The following is a 17,800-nucleotide window of genomic DNA, read 5'->3' as shown; positions in this document are numbered from 1 at the left end:
ATAATGGCAGGTGCCATGAACGCACCCAACCACGCCGCCAGCGCCCCCCGGCACCGCATGCCGCGCCGGGGCGTACGCGCCGCCCGGCGCTCGGCCGTCGGCCTGATGGCGGCAACGGTGCTGGCAGGGACGGGTACCGGCTGGGTGTCCTACCACGGCGCGCTGGACGGCATCACCACGTCCAACGCGCTCGAAGGCGGCCCGGTCTCGTCCGGGGACACCGAGAACATCCTGATCATGGGGCTGGACAGCCGGCTGGACCAGCACGGCAACCCGCTGCCCCAGGACATCTACGAGGCGCTGCACGCCGGCGACGAGACCGTCGGCGGCTACAACGCCAACGTGCTGATCGTGGTGCACCTGCCCGGGAACGGCGGCCCCCCGACCGCGTTCTCCATCCCCCGTGACGACTACGTCGAGCTCGCCGGCTGTGACGTCGACCCGTGCAAGGGCAAGGTCAAGCAGGCCTACGGCTGGGCCTATCAGCGCGAGATGGAGTCGCTGGAGTCCTCATCCTCCGGAGATTCCTCGACGAACGAACAGCAGGCCCGTGAGGCCGGCCGCCGGGCCCAGATCGCCACGGTGCGCAATCTCCTCGGAATCCCGATCGACCATTTCGTCGAGGTCACTCTCGGAGCGTTCTTCCAGATCGCCAAGGCTGTGGCGCCGATCACAGTGTGCCTCAACGCCGACACCTCGGATCCGTACTCCGGCGCGGACTTCCACCGGGGCGTGCAGCAGATCGACGCCGCGCAGGCCATGGCGTTCGTGCGTCAGCGCCGCGACATCAACGACGAGAACTTCACCGACCTCGACCGCACCCGGCGCCAACAGGCGTTCATCGCCGCGCTGGTGTCGGCCCTGGGCAAGAGCGGCGCCCTGTCCAGCCCCACCATGCTGCGTGATCTGCTCAACGTCACCAAGCAGAACGTCGCGCTGGATTCCGGGTTCGACCTCGCCAGCTTCGCCAGCCGGGCCTCAGCGCTGACCGGTGCGCCACCCACCCTCTACACGCTGCCCATCAAGGAGTTCGGCCAGAACTCGCTGGGCGAGGACATCAACATCGTCGACATCCCCACCATCCGGGCCATCGTGCGGGACCTGGTCGCCGAACCCGGCGGCACCACCGAGGCGCCCGCCGCACCTGCGCACGTCCTCGAAGGCCACGGTGCGGTGCTCGACGTGGTGAACGCTTCCACGTACTCCGGACTGGCTGCGCAGCTCGAAACCACCTTCTCCGCGAACGGATTCACCCCGGGCGAGATCGGCGACGCCGAATCTCTGGCCGCTGTCACCACGATCGACTACGGGACCGGCGCGGAGGCCGGCGCCCAGTCGCTGGCCGACGAGCTGAAGGTCATCGCCACGCCATCGTCCGAGGTGGCCCCCGGGACGGTGCAGCTGACGCTGGGTACCGACTTTCCCGGCGACGACTACCTGACCGGATCGAGCGAGTCGTCCGACGCGAGTTCCTCGGACGGATCGGATTCGACCTGGGACTCCGCCAGCGAGACGACGGAGGAAACCACCGCCAGTACGCCGGTGACCACCGTGGCCGCAACCGCGTCCGGCACCAAGTCCGCGGCGCCGACCGACCTGAGCCAGATGAAGGTCTCCGGCATTCCCTGCGTGAAATAGCCGCCGCTACAGCGTGACCCGGACCTGGGTGCCGTATCCGGGTTCCGAACTGATCGCCATCGAGCCGCCCATGGCCTCGATGCGGACCTGCAGCGAGGCCAGCCCGATGTGTCCCTCGGCGACGGACTGGGCCACCGTCGACGGGTCGAACCCCTTGCCGTCGTCGGCCACGGTCAGCACCACGCGGTCCCCGGCCCGGAAGAGACCGACCGAGACAGTGCTCGCGTCCGCGTGTTTGTTGATGTTGGCCAGCAGCTCGCGCGCGGCGCGGTAGAGCAGGGCCTGACCTTCGGGGTGCCCGACGTCCTCGAGGTCCGCCCGCACCGTCATATCCGGCCGAGTCTCGTACTGGCGCAACAGTTCCTGTATGGCCGGGGTGAGACCCAGCTGGGCCAGCACCTGCGGATGCAGCGCGGTCACCGTGGAGCGGAGTCCGACCGCCGTCTCCTGCAGGGCGGCATGCACCCGGTCCAGCCCCGGGTCCGGGATGCGTTCGCGGATCTCGTCGAGTTCCAGGCGTGCCGCCAGCAGGACCTGCAGCGGCCCGTCGTGAAGGTGTTCGGCCAGTTCGGCATTGCGCAGGTCGTCGGCCCGCGTCGACTCCGACACCAGCTGGCGCCGCACCTCCATCAGCGTTCGCACCCGCGCCGAACGCCGCGCCAGCACGAAGGACAACGCGGCCGACGCGACAGCCAGCCAGCCCAGGAAACCCACGTGCATGTACACGATGTCCGGCAGGCCGACGTTGTCGTCGCGCTCGGAATACAGGATCCACACCGCCAGGTAGCCCAGTGCAGTGCTGGCGCCGAGCAGCGCCGTCAACCACGGACGATCCTGGAACGCAACGGATATGGGCAACAGGAAGAACACCGGCAGCAGCGCCGCGGTGGCACCGCCCGACACCGCGCACAGCGCGACCAGCACCAGCACATCGACCGCGGTGGAGGCCCACTCGGCCCACGCCGGCACGGGCCCGCGGAACACCACCACCAGCCACAGCACCGCCACGGCGGTGTACACGCTCAGGATCACCGCGTACAGGATCGGCAACCAGTGGTCGACATCCCACACCGAGACCAGGACCACGATGAGACCGATCAGCGGCAGCCGCAGCAACGCCGAAACCCGGACCGGTTGAGTGGTGAAGAATTCGACGACGCGCCCGCTGGCCATGTCAGTCCAGCAGCCGGCGGCGCATCGCCTCCGCGACCGCCGCGCCCCGGTCACTCACGCCGAGCTTCTCGTACAGCCGTTGCACGTGGGTCTTCACCGTCGACGGGGCCAGGAACAGCTCCTTGGCCATTGCCGGGATGGAACGGCCCTTGGCGATCAGGTCGAGCACCTCGCGTTCCCGCGGGCTGAGCACCGGGACATCGGGTTCGTTGCGGCGACGAATCTCCCCGGCCAGCCCGGCCGCCAGGTTCGGGTCGAGCACGTCGCGGCCCTTGGCACACGACAGCACGGCGTTCACCAGCTCACTGCGGGTGGACTCCTTGGACAGGAACCCGGCCGCCCCCTGCTGCAACGCCGTGTAGACGATCGCCGACTCGTCGTGGGCGGAGACCAGCAACACCCGGGTGGGCAGCTCGTCGCGGCTCACCGCGGCTGCCACCTGTGCCCCGTCGAGCTGCGGCATCCGGTAGTCGAGCAGGGCCACCTGCGGCTGATGGGTCCTGATCAATTCCAGTGCGTCGGCGCCGTTGTCGGCTTCGGCCACCACGTCGATCTCGCCGCTGGAGGTCAGCGCGCGCACCACGCCTTCGCGGAACATCGGGTGGTCATCGCCCACCACCACCCGCACCTTTTCGGCCATGCGGCTCAGCATGGCACAGCGCGGGTCGGTGATCAGCGCGTTTAGAGTCGGCGGTATGCATCTGGACGAGCTGCAGTGGTTCGTGGTGCTTGCCGAGACCGAGCATGTCACCGACGCCGCAGCCGAACTCGGCATCAGCCAGCCCACCCTGTCGCGCGCGCTGGCCCGGATCGAGGAGCAGGTGGGGGTGCCGCTGTTCGATCGGGTCCACCGACGGCTTCGGCTCAACGCCTACGGTCGCATCCTGTTGGAGCACGCCCGCCGCAGCATCGGCGAAATCCATACGGCCACCGAGCGAATCGCGGAGCTACGCGATCCTGATACCGGGACGGTGCGGCTGGCGTTCCTGCATTCGCAGGCCGGCTGGTTCGTGCCCGAGCTGTTGCGACGGTTCCGCGCCGAGGCCCCCCTGGTGCGCTTCGAGCTGTTCCAGGGTGCGGCGCACCAGATCGTCGAACGTCTGGCCAACGGCGAGGCCGACCTGGCGATCACGTCACCGCGCCCGGAGGGTTTCCGCTGGCGCGGGATGTACATGGAGCGGCTGTGCCTGGCGGTTCCGCGCGAGCATCGCTTCGCCCGACGGTCCCGGATCCGGCTGGCCGACGCCGGCGCCGAACCTTTCGTGGCGCTGGCACCTGACTTCGGGTTACGCCAGCTCACCGACGAATTGTGGGCCGAGGCCGGGATCTCACCGCCGGTGGTGTTCGAGGCGATGGAGATCCCGACCATGGAAGGGCTGGTGGCGGCGGGATTCGGGGTGGCCGTCGTGCCGGTGCCACGGCCCGAACGGGCCGAGCCGGGCGCGGCGTACATCCCGCTGTCGGAGAGTTCTGCCAAACGTCAGATCGGCCTGACCTGGAACGCGGACCGCCCGCTGCCGCCCGCTGCGGAGCGCCTGGCCGAGTTCGTCATGCACAATGTGCATGACATTGACTAATCTCATGCATTGGACACATCTTTGCCGGCGCCCTACCGTCGTCTGAGTGTCCACCTCCCTGACCTCCGTTGACTGGCAGGGGCATTCACGTGGCTCGAGCGAGTACCGACGCCTGCTGGCCGCATTGTTCTGCGCCGGCGTCGCCACCTTCGCGCAGCTGTACTCGCCCCAGGCCGTCCTCCCGCTGATCGCCCAAGACATGGGCACCGGCGCCGCCCATGCCGCGCTGACGATCTCGGCCGCCACGGTCGGCCTCGCACTGGGCGTGATCCCGTGGTCAGCCCTGGCCGACCGGATCGGCCGGGTCCAGGCCATGACGATTTCCATCACTGCGGCAACGGTTCTCGGGCTTGTCGTGCCGTTGGCCCCGACCGCGGCGCTGCTGCTGTCCGGCCGGTTTCTCGAAGGGCTGATGCTGGGCGGAGTGCCCGCGGTGGCCATCGCCTACCTCACCGAGGAGATCGACGCCGGACATGCCGCCCGCGCGGCGGGCACCTACGTCGCCGGCACCACGATCGGCGGGCTGGCAGGCCGCCTGGTCACCGGACCGGTCGCCGAGTTCGCCGGATGGCGCGTCGGCGTGCTGGTGGTCGCGGTGCTGTGTGGGCTGTCGGCGTTCGCCTTCGTCAAACTCGCCCCACCCGCGCGCGGCTTCACCCCGGCACGCAACCGAGACCTGGCCCGGCGGCTGGCCGAGAACCTGCGTTCACCTCGCCAGCTGGTGCTCTACAGCCAGGGATTCCTGCTGATGGGCGGGTTCGTGGCGATGTACAACTTCCTCGGGTTCCGGCTGATGGCCGCACCGTTCGGCCTGCCCCAGACCGTGGTCAGCCTGGTGTTCCTGGCCTACCTGTCGGGTACCTGGGCCTCGGCCCGGGCCGGCGCCGAGGCCACCCGGTTCGGCCGCAAATCCGTGCTGCTCGGCTCGATCGCCACGATGGTTGCCGGCGTCGCGATCACGCTGGCCGGCAACGTCATCGTGGTGCTGATCGGGCTGGTGATCGCCACCGCAGGATTCTTCGGCGCGCATGCGATCGCCTCGGGCTGGGTCGGCGCGGCCGCCGGCGACGGCAAGGCACAGGCGTCCTCGCTGTACAACCTCTTCTACTACGCGGGCTCCAGCTTGATCGGCTGGATCGGCGGGCTGGCATTCGACTCCGCCGGTTGGCCTGCCGTGGCCGGGACTGTGATGGGTCTGGCCGTGCTGGCAGGGGTGCTGGCCTGCACTCTGGGCAGCTACCAGAGCTCGATGTCCCGGCCGTACTCCGACTCCGGGCGCGGACCGAAGTAGCGCCGCTGCGACTCCTCGATGAGGACGTCGTTGATGCTGGCCTCGCGCCGGGCCATCAGGCCCTCCGGGGTGAACTGCCACAGTTCGTTTCCGTAGCTCCGGTACCACTGGCCCTGCGCGTCATGCCATTCGTACTGGAACCGCACCGCCATCCGGTTTTCCCGGAACCCCCACAGGCTCTTGCGCAGCACATAATCCAGCTCGCGCTCCCATTTGGCGGTCAGGAACTCCACGATCTGTTTGCGGCCGACGATGTGCAGGTCGCGATTGCGCCACTGCGAGTCCGGCGTATAGGCCAGGCTGACCCGCTGCGGGTCGCGAGTGTTCCAGGCATCTTCGGCGGCTTGAACCTTCTGGAGCGCTGTTTCCAGAGTGAAGGGCGGGAAAGGCGGGCGACTGTCGGTCATGCCACCTTTCTACCTGTCTAACCATGTGGCTATCGTGGCTGGCATGGACTTCGCGATGTCGGCCAAAGCGGCTGATTACCACTCCCGGTTGACCGACTTCATGACCGAGCATGTGTTGCCGGCGGAAGCCTCGTACCACGCCTATCGCGAGGAGAAGGGCCCCAAGGACCACACGGTGCCGCCGGTGGTCGAGGAGCTCAAGGCCAAGGCGCGTGAGCAGGGCCTGTGGAATCTGTTCCTGCCCTCGGAGTCGGGCCTGAGCAACCTGGAGTACGCGCCGCTGGCCGAGCTGTCGGGGTGGAGCCTGGAGATCGCTCCCGAGGCGCTCAACTGTGCCGCCCCGGACACCGGGAACATGGAGACCCTGCACCTGTTCGCCGACGAGGCGCAGCGCAAGCAGTGGCTGGAGCCGCTGCTGGCCGGTGAGATCCGCAGCGCGTTCGCGATGACCGAGCCCGCCGTGGCGTCCTCGGATGCCCGCAACATCGAGACGACGATGCTGCGCGACGGTGCCGACTATGTGATCAACGGCCGCAAGTGGTGGATCACCGGGGCGGCCGATCCGCGCTGCAAGCTCCTGATCGTGATGGGCCGCACCAATCCTGACGCTGCCAGCCATGCGCAGCAGTCGATGATCCTGGTGCCCGTGGATACCCCCGGGGTGGACATCCAGCGCTCGCTGCCGGTGTTCGGCTGGCAGGATCAGCACGGGCACTGCGAGATCGTGTTCGACAACGTGCGGGTGCCGGCCGAGAACCTGCTCCACGAAGAGGGCAGCGGTTTCGCGATCGCCCAGGCCCGGCTGGGCCCGGGCCGCATCCACCACTGCATGCGTGCGCTCGGTGCGGCCGAGCGAGCCCTGGCGTTGATGGTCGACCGGGTGCAGAAGCGCGTCGCGTTCGGCAAGCCGTTGGCCGAGCAGGGTGTGGTGCGTGAGTCGATCGCCAAGTCCCGCAACGAGATCGACCAGGCCCGGCTGCTGTGCGAGAAGGCCGCGTGGATGATCGACCAGGAGGGCAACAAGGCCGCGCACGTGCTGGTCTCCCAGATCAAGTCGGTGGCCCCGCAGATCGCCTGCAATGTCATCGACCGGGCCATCCAGGTGCACGGTGCGGCCGGGGTCAGCGACGACTTCCCGCTGGCCCGGCTCTACAGCTGGCACCGCGCGATGCGGCTGTTCGACGGCCCCGACGAGGTCCACATGCGGACCATCGCCCGCGCCGAGCTCGGCCGGGAGAAATCCCCGCTCGCAGCAGCGGCGGTGACTGCGCAGTGACCATCGAGCTGGGGGAACTGTCGGGGGCGTGGAATTTTCGGGATGTCGCGGACGAGACCGCGATCCGGCCGGGGCTGCTCTACCGCTCCAGCCAACTCAGCCAGCTCTCCGCTGACGGCCGGGCCGTGTTCAGTCGGCTCGGCATCACCGACGTCGCCGACCTTCGGTCACACCAAGAGGTACAGCGGCAAGGCACGGGGCAGGTGCCTGACGGCGTATCCGTCCATCTGCTTCCGTTCCACCCCGACAGCGGGTCGAATCAAGATGCGCCGCACGAGAACACCTTCCAACGGGTGATGTCGGAGTCAGCCGAGGGTGAGGACATCACTACCGCGGCCCGCCGGTACATGACCGAGGTTTACGAGGAGTTCCCGACGCTGCCGGGCGCGCACAGCGCGGTGCGGGAGGTGATTTCCCTTCTGGGGCAGGAACGTCCGGTGATCGCCCACTGCTTCGCCGGCAAGGACCGGACCGGCTTCACCGTCGCCACGGTTTTGGAGGCCGTGGGCGTGGATCGGGACCGCATCATCTCCGACTTCCTGGCCAGCAATGGCGCGATCCCGGCTCTGCGGAACCGGATCATGGAGTCGGTACGGGCGCGGTCGCAGGAAGCTCCGGAGTTGATCACCTATGCGGAGGCGCGGTTGACCGACGAAGTTCTCGGTGTGCGCGAGGACTACCTCGCCGCGGCGTGGAAGAAGCTCGACGAGGCGTACGGCTCGGTGGGCGGCTTCCTCGACGCGGCCGGGGTGTCGGCTGAGGATCTCGCGGCGCTGCGGTCCGGCCTGCTCGGTTGACCTAGCTCAGCTCCTCGTTTGACTTTGAGCTGACGCCGCAGTCTTACGGGTAACGGTGTGCGTGGTGTCGAAGTCAACGGGCACCGCCACGCGCCGTCAGGCCGGTTGGGTCACTACCAGACTCACCTCGACCTCGTCGGCCACCTTCATCGCGCCCATCAACATCGAGTACTGCTTCAGCCCGAAATCGCTGTGCCGCACCTGCGCTTGGCCGCTGATCCGCCCGGATCCGTCCCCCTCGACCCGGACGACCGCAACTTGGTCGCCGCTGTGGCCGCCGATCTCGAGTGTCCCCTCGATCCGGTACGTTTCCGCGTCGGCGACGATCTCGCCGGACCGGAACACTGCCTGCGGAAACTTCTTCGCCCGCAGTGTCTTCAACGCATTGGACCGGATCAGCACCTTCTCGGCACCAGACAACGGAGTCATGCCGCCCTCACCCCGCAGCACGTCGAGGGAATCGAGGTCGACCGTCACCTCCACCGACGACGGCACCTTGCCATCCCATTCCACCGTCGCGTGCCAGGAGCGCATCGCGATGGTCAACCGATGACCCATCCGCGACGCACTACCCGTCACGCCGGTGCGCAGCAGCAACTCGCCCGTGTCGGGGCTCAGGTTCCACTGCGTCACGACGCGATCACCAGGCCCGCCACCCACGTGATGGTGGCCAGCAGCGCACCGGTCAGCTCGACCCCGACCGACAGCGCAACCCCCTTGAGCGCGTGCACAGTTGACGCCCAGGCCCGCCGGTAGTCACGCCGTGCGGCCAACTCCGCCAGATACACACCGGCGACGAAGCCGATCACCAAACCGATCACCGGGATGACGAAGAAGCCGATCAGGCCGAGCACCCCACCGGCCACCAGGCTCGAGATCCTCACATCGGCGGCCCGCATCCGCCGGACCGGCCACGCGTACTTGATCACCTCGGCCGTCACGAAGAACACCGCCGCGATACCGAGCGTCACCCACGACACCGTGGTGCGTTCGACGATGGCCCACACCGCGATCGCGGCGAACACGAGAAACCCGCCGCCGGGTAAGACGGGCAGCACGATGCCGACCAGTCCTACGGCGATCACCAACGCAACAAGAACAACGCCAAGGGTGCTCACGGTTTCTGCCCGCGCACCCACTGCATGGTGCCCATGGTCTTGGAACGTACCCGCTCCAGCCCCAGCCCCTCGAACCGATCGGCGAGCTCATCCTCGGCGAAGAAGCGGGCCCCGCCCTTCGACAGCAGCCGTGCCGGCCCACGGGTCGTCGCCGTGGGCACCATGATCGCGATGCGCCCGCCGGGACGCAGCACCCGCACCATCTCCGCCAGCGCTGCCTCGGCGTCGGGGATCAGCTGCACCGCCGCAATCGATGTCACCGCATCGAAGACGTCGTCCCGGAACGGGAGCTTCTGGGCGTCGGCGCGCAGGAAACCCACCTGCCGACCGGCCTCGGCCTCTACGGCGCGGGCCAGCATGGGCTCCGAGATGTCCACGCCGAACGCGAACCCGTCCAGCCCGGCCGCCCGGGCCAGTGCGGCCGTCACGTTCCCTGGACCGCTACCGACATCGAGGGCGATTCCACCGGGCGGGATGTCGAGCCATTCGGCGGGCTCCTGCCACGCCGTCATCACCTTGCGGGCGAGGGCCTGGGCGTTGTCGTAGAGCCTCGACCCGACCGGTGTCGCCCATAGCTTCTGGATGAATCCCGCATTCTTGGGGGCGTCACTGCCCTCCCCCAGCAGATCGAGATATCCCTTGCTGACGTCCGGCTCGGCCGGCGGATCGATCAGGAGATCCAGCGCCTTGCGCAATGCCCCACTCGATGCGGTGTCCACACCTCTACGCTACGCACCGAGCTGGTCGGCGAGGTCGACAAAATCCGTCGCGATGATGTCGAAGTCGTCGGACGCGACGTCGTGCGGAGCTCGGTCCGGCCCGTACTCAAGGGGGCGGGCCACGTACGCGGTCCCGAGCCCGGCCGCGCGGGCGGCCCGCAGGTCAGAAGGATGGGCCGCGACCAGGGTCAGCTCCTCGGGCACGATGTCGAGCAGTTCGGCGCAGCCCTGATAAGCCTCCGGGTCGGGCTTGTAATGCCGGAACAGCTCGGCCGAGATCACGCAATCCCACGGCAGCCCGGCATGTTTGGCCATGTTGGTGAGCAGTGAGACGTTGCCGTTCGACAACGTCGTGATGAGGTAGCGCTGCTTGAGCCGGGTCAGCCCGACCACCGAATCCGGCCATGGGTCGAGCCGGTGCCAGGCCCGGTTGAGGTGGTCGATCTCAGCGTCCCCGGCCCGGATGCCCGCGGCATCGAGCAGGTCGACCAGGATCGCGCGATGCAGATCGTCGATCCTGGTCCACGGCAGCTCACCGCGGCGCACCCGGTCCATGGCCGGGGCGTAGCCGGCCCGCCAGTTGTCGGCGAAAGCCGACCAGTCCCGTTGCAGTCCCCGGCTTTTGCCGAAGGCTTCCAGCTCACCGATGATGCTGGACCGCCAGTCGACGACGGTCCCGAACACATCGAAGGCCAGGGCTCGCACTATGGCTCCAGCACCAGCTTCCCGCGCACCGAGCCGTTGGCCAGTGCATCGAGGGCAGCCGCCCCCTCGGACAACGGGAACCGCACCGGTGGCGGCGGACGCAACCCGGCGGCCACCAACTTCGTCAGCTCGGCACCGACCTCCGCCTGGGCGGCCGGGTGGCGGCGCACGAACTCGCCCCAGCCGACCCCGACCACACTGACGTTGCGCAGCAACAGCCGGTTCACCTTGACGGTCGGGATCCCGCCGCCCGCGGCGAAACCGATGACCAGCAGCCGACCTTCTGGGGCCAGCACCCGGATGGCGTCGTCGAAGGCTTCGCCGCCGATCGGGTCGACAGCCAGGTCGACGCCCTGACCACCGGTGGCTTCCATCACGGCTTCCCGCCAGCCATCTGCCAGCGGCAACACCACGTCGGCACCGAGCGACGATACGAACTCCTCGGCCCCGGACCGGTGCACCATCGCAATCACCTTGGCGCCCATGGCTTTGGCCAACTGGATCGACGCGACGCCGATGCCACCTGCCGAGCCGAGCACCAGGACGGTCTCCCCCGGCATCAGCCCGCCGCGGCGGGCCAGTGCGAACTGCATCGTGTAGTAGTTGCCCAGCAGCGATGCCGCCTCGCCGTCGTCGAGGCCGTCGGCAGTGGGGATCACGTTGGCCGGCACGGCCGCCACCTGCTCGGCGTACCCGCCGATCATCGAGAACGCCGAAACCCGCTGTCCCGGGGTGAACCCGGAGCCCTCGGGTGCCGAGCGCACCGTTCCGGCCACCTCCATGCCGGGTGTGAACGGCGGTTCCAGCCGCAGCTGGTACTCACCGCGTAACAACAGCAGATCGGGGAAGCAGACACCGGCGGCGCCGACGTCGATGACGACGGTGCCCGCGTATGCGGGGTCACCGGCCAGATCATCGACGTCGACGTACGCCAGCCCGGATGTACCGGTAAGTGCCTGCGCTACAAGCGCTTTCACCAGTTCTAGCCGAGCTTGAAGCTGGCCTGCTGAGCGGCGGACAGATCGGTGATCTCGCCCCACTTGGCGGCGATGTCGTCGACCGAGGGCACCTCGGTGAAGGTGATGCCGTCGTTCTGGAACAGTGCGGTGCGCTGCACCTTGCCGCCGCCGACGATGAACACCGAGTCGGTGTCGGGCAGTTCCTCGGTCATCAGGTAGGCCACAACCGGTGCGACGTACTCGGGGGTGAGCTTCTCGAAGACCTCGGGGGGAAGGATGTCCTGGGTCATGCGGGTCGCGGCGATCGGGGCTACTGCGTTGGTCTTGATGTTGTACTTGGCGCCTTCCTGGGCCAGCGTGTTGATCAGGCCGACCAGGCCGAGCTTGGCGGCACCGTAGTTGGCCTGACCGAAGTTGCCGAACAGACCGCTGGTGGAGGTGGCGACGACGACGCGGCCGAAGCTCTGCTCACGGAAGTGCGGCCAGGCGGCCCGGATGACGTTGTAGCCGCCGTAGAGGTGCACCTTGAGCACGGCGTCCCACTGCTCGAACGTCATCTTGTGGAAGGTGCCGTCACGCAGGATGCCGGCGTTGGACACCACGCCGTCGACCTTGCCGAACTCATCGATCGCGGTCTTGATGATGTTCTCGGCGCCCGCCTGCTCGGCAACGCTGTCGTAGTTGGCGACGGCACGACCACCGGCCGCCTTGATCTCGGCCACCACCTCATCGGCCATGTTATGTCCGGCGCCGGAGCCGTCGCGGGCACCGCCGAGGTCGTTGACGACGACGCTGGCGCCCTCACGGGCGAGCGTCAGGGCGTACTCGCGGCCCAGACCTCCACCGGCTCCGGTGACGACGACGACGCGGTCCTGCACTCCTGGCATGGGGATTCCTCCTCGTTAACGGGCCGCAAAACGGCTCAGCTCCCCTCCTGTATACGGCGGGCGGATAACTCCCGGTTAACCGGGTCGGTTACCGCCCGGGACGACGCATTTCTGCCACCGAACGGTCAATTGCCGCCAACCGCGCTGATCAGGAATCAACCGGCTCTTCCTTTAGTTGAACCAATCAAGAAAGCAAGATTTAGAAAGAGGCAGAGGAAATGAAGAAGTTCGGGTTCACTGCAATGATCGCCAGTGGTCTGGCCGCCGCCGTCCTGGGTCTCGCCGGCCCCGCATCGGCCGATGTGTCCCACCACGATTGGCTGGATCAGATCGGCCCGCACGTGACCGTGCCGCACGTCGACACCACCGTGCACCAGAGCCACTGAGACGTCGGTTCCTTGCGGAAACAGCACGCGGACAGATCCCGATGACCCGCCGGGTCCAGTGACCACTGTCACGGCACCAGCCAGGGTTTAGCGGGATTAAACCCCCAGGTGAGTCGGTTGATCTACTACGGAATGTGTTCCCAAAAAGGATAGAAATAGATGAATAAGTTCGGAGTTCCCGCATTGCTCGTCAGCGGAGTGGCCACAGCCCTTCTAGGCCTGTCCGCGCCCGCGTCGGCCGGAGTCGACCACCACCTCTGGGTGCACCAGATGCATCAGAAGGCGACGGTTCCTCAGGTCGACACCACCGTCAAGCACACCAACGTGAATCGCACCAAGGCGATGTCGAACCGCTGACCGGCAACGAAAACGTAAGGGGCGCCCCACAACCGGGGCGCCCCTTTCGTTGTTCGGGAGGTCGGGCTCAGAGCTTTTCAGCCGTGACGAACATGGAGAACGCCCGTGTGTCGTCATGGTCGAGCTCGACGTAACGTCCCAGCCGGCGCATCTCATCGAGTGAATGCACACCGTCGGCACGCCAGCCATGGGTACCCAGCCAGTCGGCGACGTCGGCACGGTCGGGATCCTCGTAGATCAGGTCCTGGATGTTGAGCGCCTGCTCCATGTTGAACTGAGCCGCGAAACGTTCGAAACGCTCGCGCATCTCTTCCCGCCGCTCGCTCGCCGTGACACCGGCGGTCTCGGCCGCGATCCGGCTACCCGGGGCCGACAGCTCGGTGACGAGCTCGAACAGTCGATCCTGGGCATCGCCGGGAAGGTACATCAGCAAGCCCTCGGCCAGCCACGCGGTCGGCTGCCCATCGTCAAAGCCCGCCTCCCGCAGCGCCTTCGGCCAATCCTGGCGCAGGTCGATCGCCACCTCGTGGCGCTGCGCCGATGGCTGCGCACCGTGGGTGGCCAGGGTTTCGGCCTTGTACTCCAGCACCTTGGGCTGGTCGATCTCGTACACCGAGGTGCCGGCCGGCCAGTCCAGCCGGTACGCCCGGGAGTCCAGGCCCGAGGCCAGGATGACGATCTGACGGATTCCCGCCTTGGCGGCCTCGGTGAAGTACTCGTCGAAGAAGTGTGTGCGCACCGCCTGGTAGCTGCCCATGTGCTCGAAGATCTTGGCGGCCTCGCCGTCGACCTCCGCGATCTTGGCGGCGACGTCCTGATCGAGCAGCGTCTCCCAGAAGCCCGTTCCGGCACCGGCGACCAGGATCGCCGCATACGGGTCGCGGATCAGCGGGTTCTCGCGTCCGGTCTCCCCGGCCCGGGCGGCGGCGACCATGACGGCCGTCGAGCCCACACTGGTGGCGATGTCCCAGGTGTCGTCGTGACTACGCAGTGAGCTCATCGGGTTTCTCCGTCCAATCTGGCGCGCAACAGCACGCTGTCCAAGCCGATTTCGGCCAATTCGTCGACGCCGGCCGGCCGGCCCAACCGGGCCATCTCGTCGGCGCTGTCGACCGCGTTGACGTCCCAGCCGTGTGCCGCAAGCCATTCCGCAGCGTCAGCCCGCTCGTCACCGGTGTACATCAGCGCGTCAGCGTCGATGTCGAGCCCCAGCGAGGCACGCATGCGCTCGCCACGGGCGCGGCGCGCGGCGCGCTTCTCCGGGGTGTAGCGGGCCGGCTCCATGGTGAAGTCCTCGACCGCCAGGCGGCTGCCCGGTGCGCTGTGGGCGCCGACGAGTTCGAACAACCGGTCCTGGGCCTCACCGGGCAGATACGGCAGCAGGCCCTCGGCCAGCCACGCGGTCGGCTGCTCCGGGTCGAACCCGGCTTCGATCAGGGCCGCGGGCCAATCGTCGCGCAGATCGATCGGCACCGGGACATGTTGTGCGCGGGCGACGGCCCCGTGCGCCCCCAGAGTCGCGGTCTTGTATTCCAGCACCTTGGGCTGGTCGATCTCGTACACCGTGGTACCGGCGGGCCAGTCCAGCCGGAACGCCCGCGAGTCCAGACCGGCGGCCAGGATGACGACCTGACGGATGCCGTCGTGGGTGACCTCGGTGAAGTAGTCGTCGAAGTAGTGGGTCCGCACGGCCTGATAGTTGCGGGCCATCACGTGGATCTGGTGGGCCTCCGGGTTGTCCCCGATCCAGTGCGGTTCGCTGCCGGCCAGCTGCGCCCACGCGGGGCCGGCGGCCGCCACCAGCAAGAAGGCGAACTCGTCGCGGATCAGCGGTTCAGGTTGTGCGGTCTCGGCAGCACGAGAGGCGGCCACCCCCAGCGCGGTTGCCCCGACGCTCTCGGTGATGTCCCAACTGTCGCCCTCGGCCCGACCCGGCCGTACATCGCTCAGATCAGTCATTTGCCAAACAATGCTACCGAAGAAGTTAGCCAAGCTATACGGTGATGTGGGGCACCTCACGGTGCCGATGCGTCAGTCGCGCAGCTGCCAGAGCTTGTTCGCCATCAACAGTTCGAACTTGTCGACGATGACGGCCACGTCGTCACGATGCCCCACGTAACCGGCATAAAAGCCCATTCCCCACATCACCGCGACCAGCATCTCCACGATCGCCGGGATGTCGGTATCGGTGCTCAGCTCCCCGCGCTGGATGGCCTCGTCGACCGCCCACTTGACGAACTCCCGCGAGCTACGCAATGCGTCGTGCTCCTCGGAAATCAGTTCGGGATGTCGCTGAGCTTCCAGAACCGAGGTGACGAGGAACGCGGCGGCCGACCGATCCGTCGAATCCGCATCCATCGCGGCGGCGAAGAACGCCGAAATCCGGTTCAGCAGAGTGGTCGCTTCCCGGGCTTTGGTAATACCCGCGGCGATCACTTTCGCATTGGTCTGCTCGACCACATCGCGATACAAGACACGTTTGCTGCTGAAGTAATGATTGATTGCCGGGCGGGTGAGATCAGCGCGGATCGCTATCGCTTGGAATGTAGCTGCGTCGTAACCAAGTTCGCTGAAAACTTCACGGGCAGCTCGCACGATGCGCTCACGAGTTTCCGCCGCCTTTGCTGCGGGAGGGCGTCCCGGTCCTCGGCTCGCTGTGTGGGCCACAGTCAAATTGTGCCACACGTCACCTGGGAGTCCCGGGGCCGTCATGTTTGGGTGCGTTAAATGCGGCTGACCAGCAAAGCCCCGTCGCGCTCGAAAAATTGACGACGAACTAGCGTGGTGCCCCATGGCAGGGGGAGTTTCGCGGGAGGCGTACTTCGAAATCGGTCTGGACGTATTGTCCGACCGTGGATACGGCGGGCTCAAACTCGCCGAAGTGTGCAACCGACTGGGCGTCACAACCGGGTCGTTCTATCACTACTTCCCGAACTGGGCGTCCTACACACGGGAACTGATCGCGCACTGGCGCGAGGTGCGTACCCTGCGGGTGGTCGAGGCCATCCGCGCCGACCACGACCCGCATCACCGCATCGAGTCCCTGACCATGGAGGCGCTGGCGCTGCCGCACGGCGCCGAGGCCGCCATCCGGGTGTGGAGCTCACTCGATCCCTATGTCTACGAGGTGCAGGCGGTGGTGGACCAGCTGCGTTTCGACATCATCTTCGAGTCCGCCTACGAGATCATCGGTGACGAACGCAACGCCCGATATTTCGCGGCGTGGAGTTTGTATCTGGTCGTCGGCTACGAGCAGGCGACCCTGCCCCGCGACCCTGACACTCTGGAGTGGATCACCGGCCAGATGCGCGACGCGCTGGAATCGGGCCGGTTCACTCCGCCGCCGAGACCGGATCAACCGGTCTAACATCGGCGATCATGCTGACCCCGGCCGAGATCTGGCACGGGACGGCAGGCCGTCTCCGCGATCGGCTGCGTGAGAAGGACCCCGAATACGACGCGTTGCGCCGCGCCCTGCGGGCCGCCATCGTGCTGCCCATCGCCGCGGCAGTGGGCTTCGCCGTCGGCGGGGACTCCCAGACTCCGCTGTTCGCGATCTTCGGCGCGGTCTCTCTGCTCATCACCGCCGATTTCCCCGGCAACCGGCCGGCGCGGGCCGTCGCGTATGGCGGCCTGGCCGTCAACGGCGCCATCTTGATCGTGCTGGGCACGGTGCTGGCCCCGTATCCGTGGCTGAGCGTGGCGGCGATGTTCGTCGTCGGCATGGTGGTGTCGTTCTCCGGGGTGCTCAGTGAGATAGTCGCCGCCGGGCAGCGCGCCACGCTGCTGCTGTTCGTCCTGCCGCTGTGTACACCCGTCGGCCCGATACCCGACCGGCTGCTGGGCTGGCTGATCGCACTCGTGATCTGTGTGCCTGCCGCGCTGTTCCTGTTCCGCCCCAAGCACCACGACGAGCTGCGCCGCTACTCGGCGCGGGTGTGCCGGCTGCTGGCCGACCGGCTCGAGGGCCAGGCCTCGGCCCGTGACGTCACCCGCGCGATGAACAAGCTGTACGAGAGCTTCCTCGGCGCGGACTACCGGCCCGTCGCCCTCAGCGCGGGCAGCCGGGCCCTGGTACGCGTCGTCGACGACCTCGGCTGGATCTGCGACCAGGTCACCGATGACACCGGGGAACTGCTCGGCGCAATGCGCGACCCCGCGGTGCGGGTGCTACGAGACAGCGCCGCGCTGCTGCGGATCCATGATCCAGCCGAACGAGCCGCGCGCGGAATCGATCTGCGGGCGGCACTGGCCGAGCAGCGCACCGTGGCCCAGGGCAGCTATCGCGACGACATCACCCAGATCCTGGGTACCGCCGACGACGCGGCCGCCGTCGAACTCGGCCGGGGACTGCTGATCCGGCGCACCATCTCGGCGACCATCGCGGTCACCGGACGGGTGATCGGCAATGCCGCGCTGGCCGACGCGCGCCCGGTGTGGGCCCGGGTGCTGGGCCGGCGCCTGCCCGAGACCGGCGCGGCCGACTGGGTGATGCCCGAGGCCGTCGCCG

Annotated in this window: 20 protein-coding genes and 1 pseudogene; 9 read left to right on the top strand and 12 right to left on the bottom strand. The window is 67.7% G+C overall.

The window, feature by feature from the left end; translation table 11 throughout:
* The first annotated feature begins 15 nt into the window (after positions 1-15).
* Complete coding sequence (locus tag TX88_RS02600; RefSeq protein WP_044514452.1) at positions 16-1,638, top strand: LCP family protein; 1,623 nt, start codon at positions 16-18, stop codon at positions 1,636-1,638.
* A gap of 6 nt (positions 1,639-1,644) precedes the next feature.
* Here the strand turns inward: TX88_RS02600 and TX88_RS02595 are convergent, their stop codons facing one another.
* Together TX88_RS02595 and TX88_RS02590 are read right to left on the bottom strand one after the other, a co-directional pair.
* The gene (locus TX88_RS02595; RefSeq protein ID WP_044514450.1) at positions 1,645-2,811 is read right to left on the bottom strand and encodes a sensor histidine kinase; all 1,167 of its coding nucleotides are present in this window, start codon (positions 2,809-2,811) and stop codon (positions 1,645-1,647) included.
* 1 nt (position 2,812) lies between these two features.
* The gene (locus TX88_RS02590) at positions 2,813-3,451 is read right to left on the bottom strand and encodes a response regulator (protein ID WP_244438323.1); all 639 of its coding nucleotides are present in this window, start codon (positions 3,449-3,451) and stop codon (positions 2,813-2,815) included.
* 55 nt (positions 3,452-3,506) lie between these two features.
* Here TX88_RS02590 and TX88_RS02585 point away from each other — a divergent pair, with 55 nt between their 5' ends.
* Positions 3,507-4,388, top strand: coding sequence for a LysR family transcriptional regulator (locus TX88_RS02585; protein ID WP_044514447.1), 882 nt, complete (start codon positions 3,507-3,509; stop codon positions 4,386-4,388).
* 46 nt (positions 4,389-4,434) lie between these two features.
* Positions 4,435-5,679, top strand: a complete 1,245-nt coding sequence (locus tag TX88_RS02580; RefSeq protein ID WP_244438322.1) for an MFS transporter — start codon at positions 4,435-4,437, stop codon at positions 5,677-5,679.
* Here the strand turns inward: TX88_RS02580 and TX88_RS02575 are convergent.
* Entirely contained in the window at positions 5,625-6,086 is a 462-nt protein-coding gene (locus TX88_RS02575) for a nuclear transport factor 2 family protein (RefSeq protein WP_044514445.1), read from the bottom strand. The two genes, TX88_RS02580 and TX88_RS02575, sit on opposite strands and share 55 nt — an antisense overlap.
* 43 nt (positions 6,087-6,129) lie before the next feature.
* Here TX88_RS02575 and TX88_RS02570 point away from each other — a divergent pair, with 43 nt between their 5' ends.
* Both TX88_RS02570 and TX88_RS02565 read left to right on the top strand, forming a co-directional pair.
* Positions 6,130-7,362 (top strand): acyl-CoA dehydrogenase family protein, encoded by a 1,233-nt coding sequence (locus TX88_RS02570; protein WP_044514443.1) that lies wholly within the window; start codon positions 6,130-6,132, stop codon positions 7,360-7,362.
* Positions 7,359-8,159 carry a tyrosine-protein phosphatase gene (locus tag TX88_RS02565; RefSeq protein ID WP_044514441.1) on the top strand — a complete coding sequence of 267 codons (801 nt, stop codon included), beginning with the start codon at positions 7,359-7,361 and terminating at the stop codon, positions 8,157-8,159. The genes TX88_RS02570 and TX88_RS02565 overlap by 4 nt, the downstream gene beginning before the upstream one ends.
* A gap of 96 nt (positions 8,160-8,255) precedes the next feature.
* Here the strand turns inward: TX88_RS02565 and TX88_RS02560 are convergent, their stop codons facing one another.
* From TX88_RS02560 to TX88_RS02535, 6 genes are read right to left on the bottom strand one after another with little or no spacing between them, the layout of a single operon-like run.
* Positions 8,256-8,792 (bottom strand): YceI family protein, encoded by a 537-nt coding sequence (locus TX88_RS02560; RefSeq protein ID WP_110917875.1) that lies wholly within the window; start codon positions 8,790-8,792, stop codon positions 8,256-8,258.
* Complete coding sequence (locus TX88_RS02555; protein ID WP_044519022.1) at positions 8,789-9,277, bottom strand: DUF456 domain-containing protein; 489 nt, start codon at positions 9,275-9,277, stop codon at positions 8,789-8,791. The genes TX88_RS02560 and TX88_RS02555 overlap by 4 nt, the downstream gene beginning before the upstream one ends.
* Entirely contained in the window at positions 9,274-9,996 is a 723-nt protein-coding gene (locus TX88_RS02550; protein ID WP_044514438.1) for a methyltransferase domain-containing protein, read from the bottom strand. The genes TX88_RS02555 and TX88_RS02550 overlap by 4 nt, the downstream gene beginning before the upstream one ends.
* A 9-nt stretch (positions 9,997-10,005) precedes the next feature.
* Positions 10,006-10,704: a haloacid dehalogenase type II gene (locus TX88_RS02545; protein WP_044514436.1), complete on the bottom strand. Its 699-nt coding sequence runs from the start codon at positions 10,702-10,704 to the stop codon at positions 10,006-10,008.
* A complete protein-coding gene (locus TX88_RS02540; protein WP_044514435.1) occupies positions 10,701-11,678 on the bottom strand; it encodes an NADPH:quinone oxidoreductase family protein in 978 nt (325 codons plus the stop codon). The genes TX88_RS02545 and TX88_RS02540 overlap by 4 nt, the downstream gene beginning before the upstream one ends.
* 5 nt (positions 11,679-11,683) lie before the next feature.
* Positions 11,684-12,547 carry an SDR family oxidoreductase gene (locus TX88_RS02535; protein ID WP_044514433.1) on the bottom strand — a complete coding sequence of 288 codons (864 nt, stop codon included), beginning with the start codon at positions 12,545-12,547 and terminating at the stop codon, positions 11,684-11,686.
* Between the two features lie 218 nt (positions 12,548-12,765).
* Between TX88_RS02535 and TX88_RS34475 the strand changes: the two genes are divergently transcribed.
* Both TX88_RS34475 and TX88_RS02530 read left to right on the top strand, forming a co-directional pair.
* Positions 12,766-12,933, top strand: a complete 168-nt coding sequence (locus TX88_RS34475) for a hypothetical protein (RefSeq protein WP_167333287.1) — start codon at positions 12,766-12,768, stop codon at positions 12,931-12,933.
* A gap of 159 nt (positions 12,934-13,092) precedes the next feature.
* Positions 13,093-13,290 carry a hypothetical protein gene (locus TX88_RS02530; RefSeq protein WP_044514431.1) on the top strand — a complete coding sequence of 66 codons (198 nt, stop codon included), beginning with the start codon at positions 13,093-13,095 and terminating at the stop codon, positions 13,288-13,290.
* A 67-nt stretch (positions 13,291-13,357) separates the two neighbouring features.
* Here the strand turns inward: TX88_RS02530 and TX88_RS02525 are convergent, their stop codons facing one another.
* The 3 genes from TX88_RS02525 to TX88_RS02515 form a co-directional block, all read right to left on the bottom strand.
* Complete coding sequence (locus TX88_RS02525) at positions 13,358-14,290, bottom strand: class I SAM-dependent methyltransferase (RefSeq protein ID WP_044514428.1); 933 nt, start codon at positions 14,288-14,290, stop codon at positions 13,358-13,360.
* Entirely contained in the window at positions 14,287-15,249 is a 963-nt protein-coding gene (locus TX88_RS02520) for a class I SAM-dependent methyltransferase (RefSeq protein WP_044514427.1), read from the bottom strand. Before TX88_RS02520 ends, TX88_RS02525 begins: the two co-directional genes overlap by 4 nt.
* A 72-nt stretch (positions 15,250-15,321) precedes the next feature.
* A complete protein-coding gene (locus tag TX88_RS02515; RefSeq protein ID WP_044514426.1) occupies positions 15,322-15,957 on the bottom strand; it encodes a TetR/AcrR family transcriptional regulator in 636 nt (211 codons plus the stop codon).
* Positions 15,958-16,081: 124 nt separating this feature from the next.
* Between TX88_RS02515 and TX88_RS02510 the strand changes: the two genes are divergently transcribed.
* Positions 16,082-16,657: a TetR/AcrR family transcriptional regulator gene (locus tag TX88_RS02510; protein WP_044514424.1), complete on the top strand. Its 576-nt coding sequence runs from the start codon at positions 16,082-16,084 to the stop codon at positions 16,655-16,657.
* Positions 16,658-16,668: 11 nt separating this feature from the next.
* Positions 16,669-17,800, top strand: a pseudogene (locus TX88_RS34840) (FUSC family protein); the annotation flags it as partial.

This window comes from Mycolicibacterium septicum DSM 44393, from assembly GCF_000455325.1.
Taxonomy (GTDB): domain Bacteria; phylum Actinomycetota; class Actinomycetes; order Mycobacteriales; family Mycobacteriaceae; genus Mycobacterium; species Mycobacterium septicum.
The sequence above is the reverse complement of the archived record's forward strand: the minus strand, read 5'-3'. Positions and strand labels throughout refer to the sequence as shown.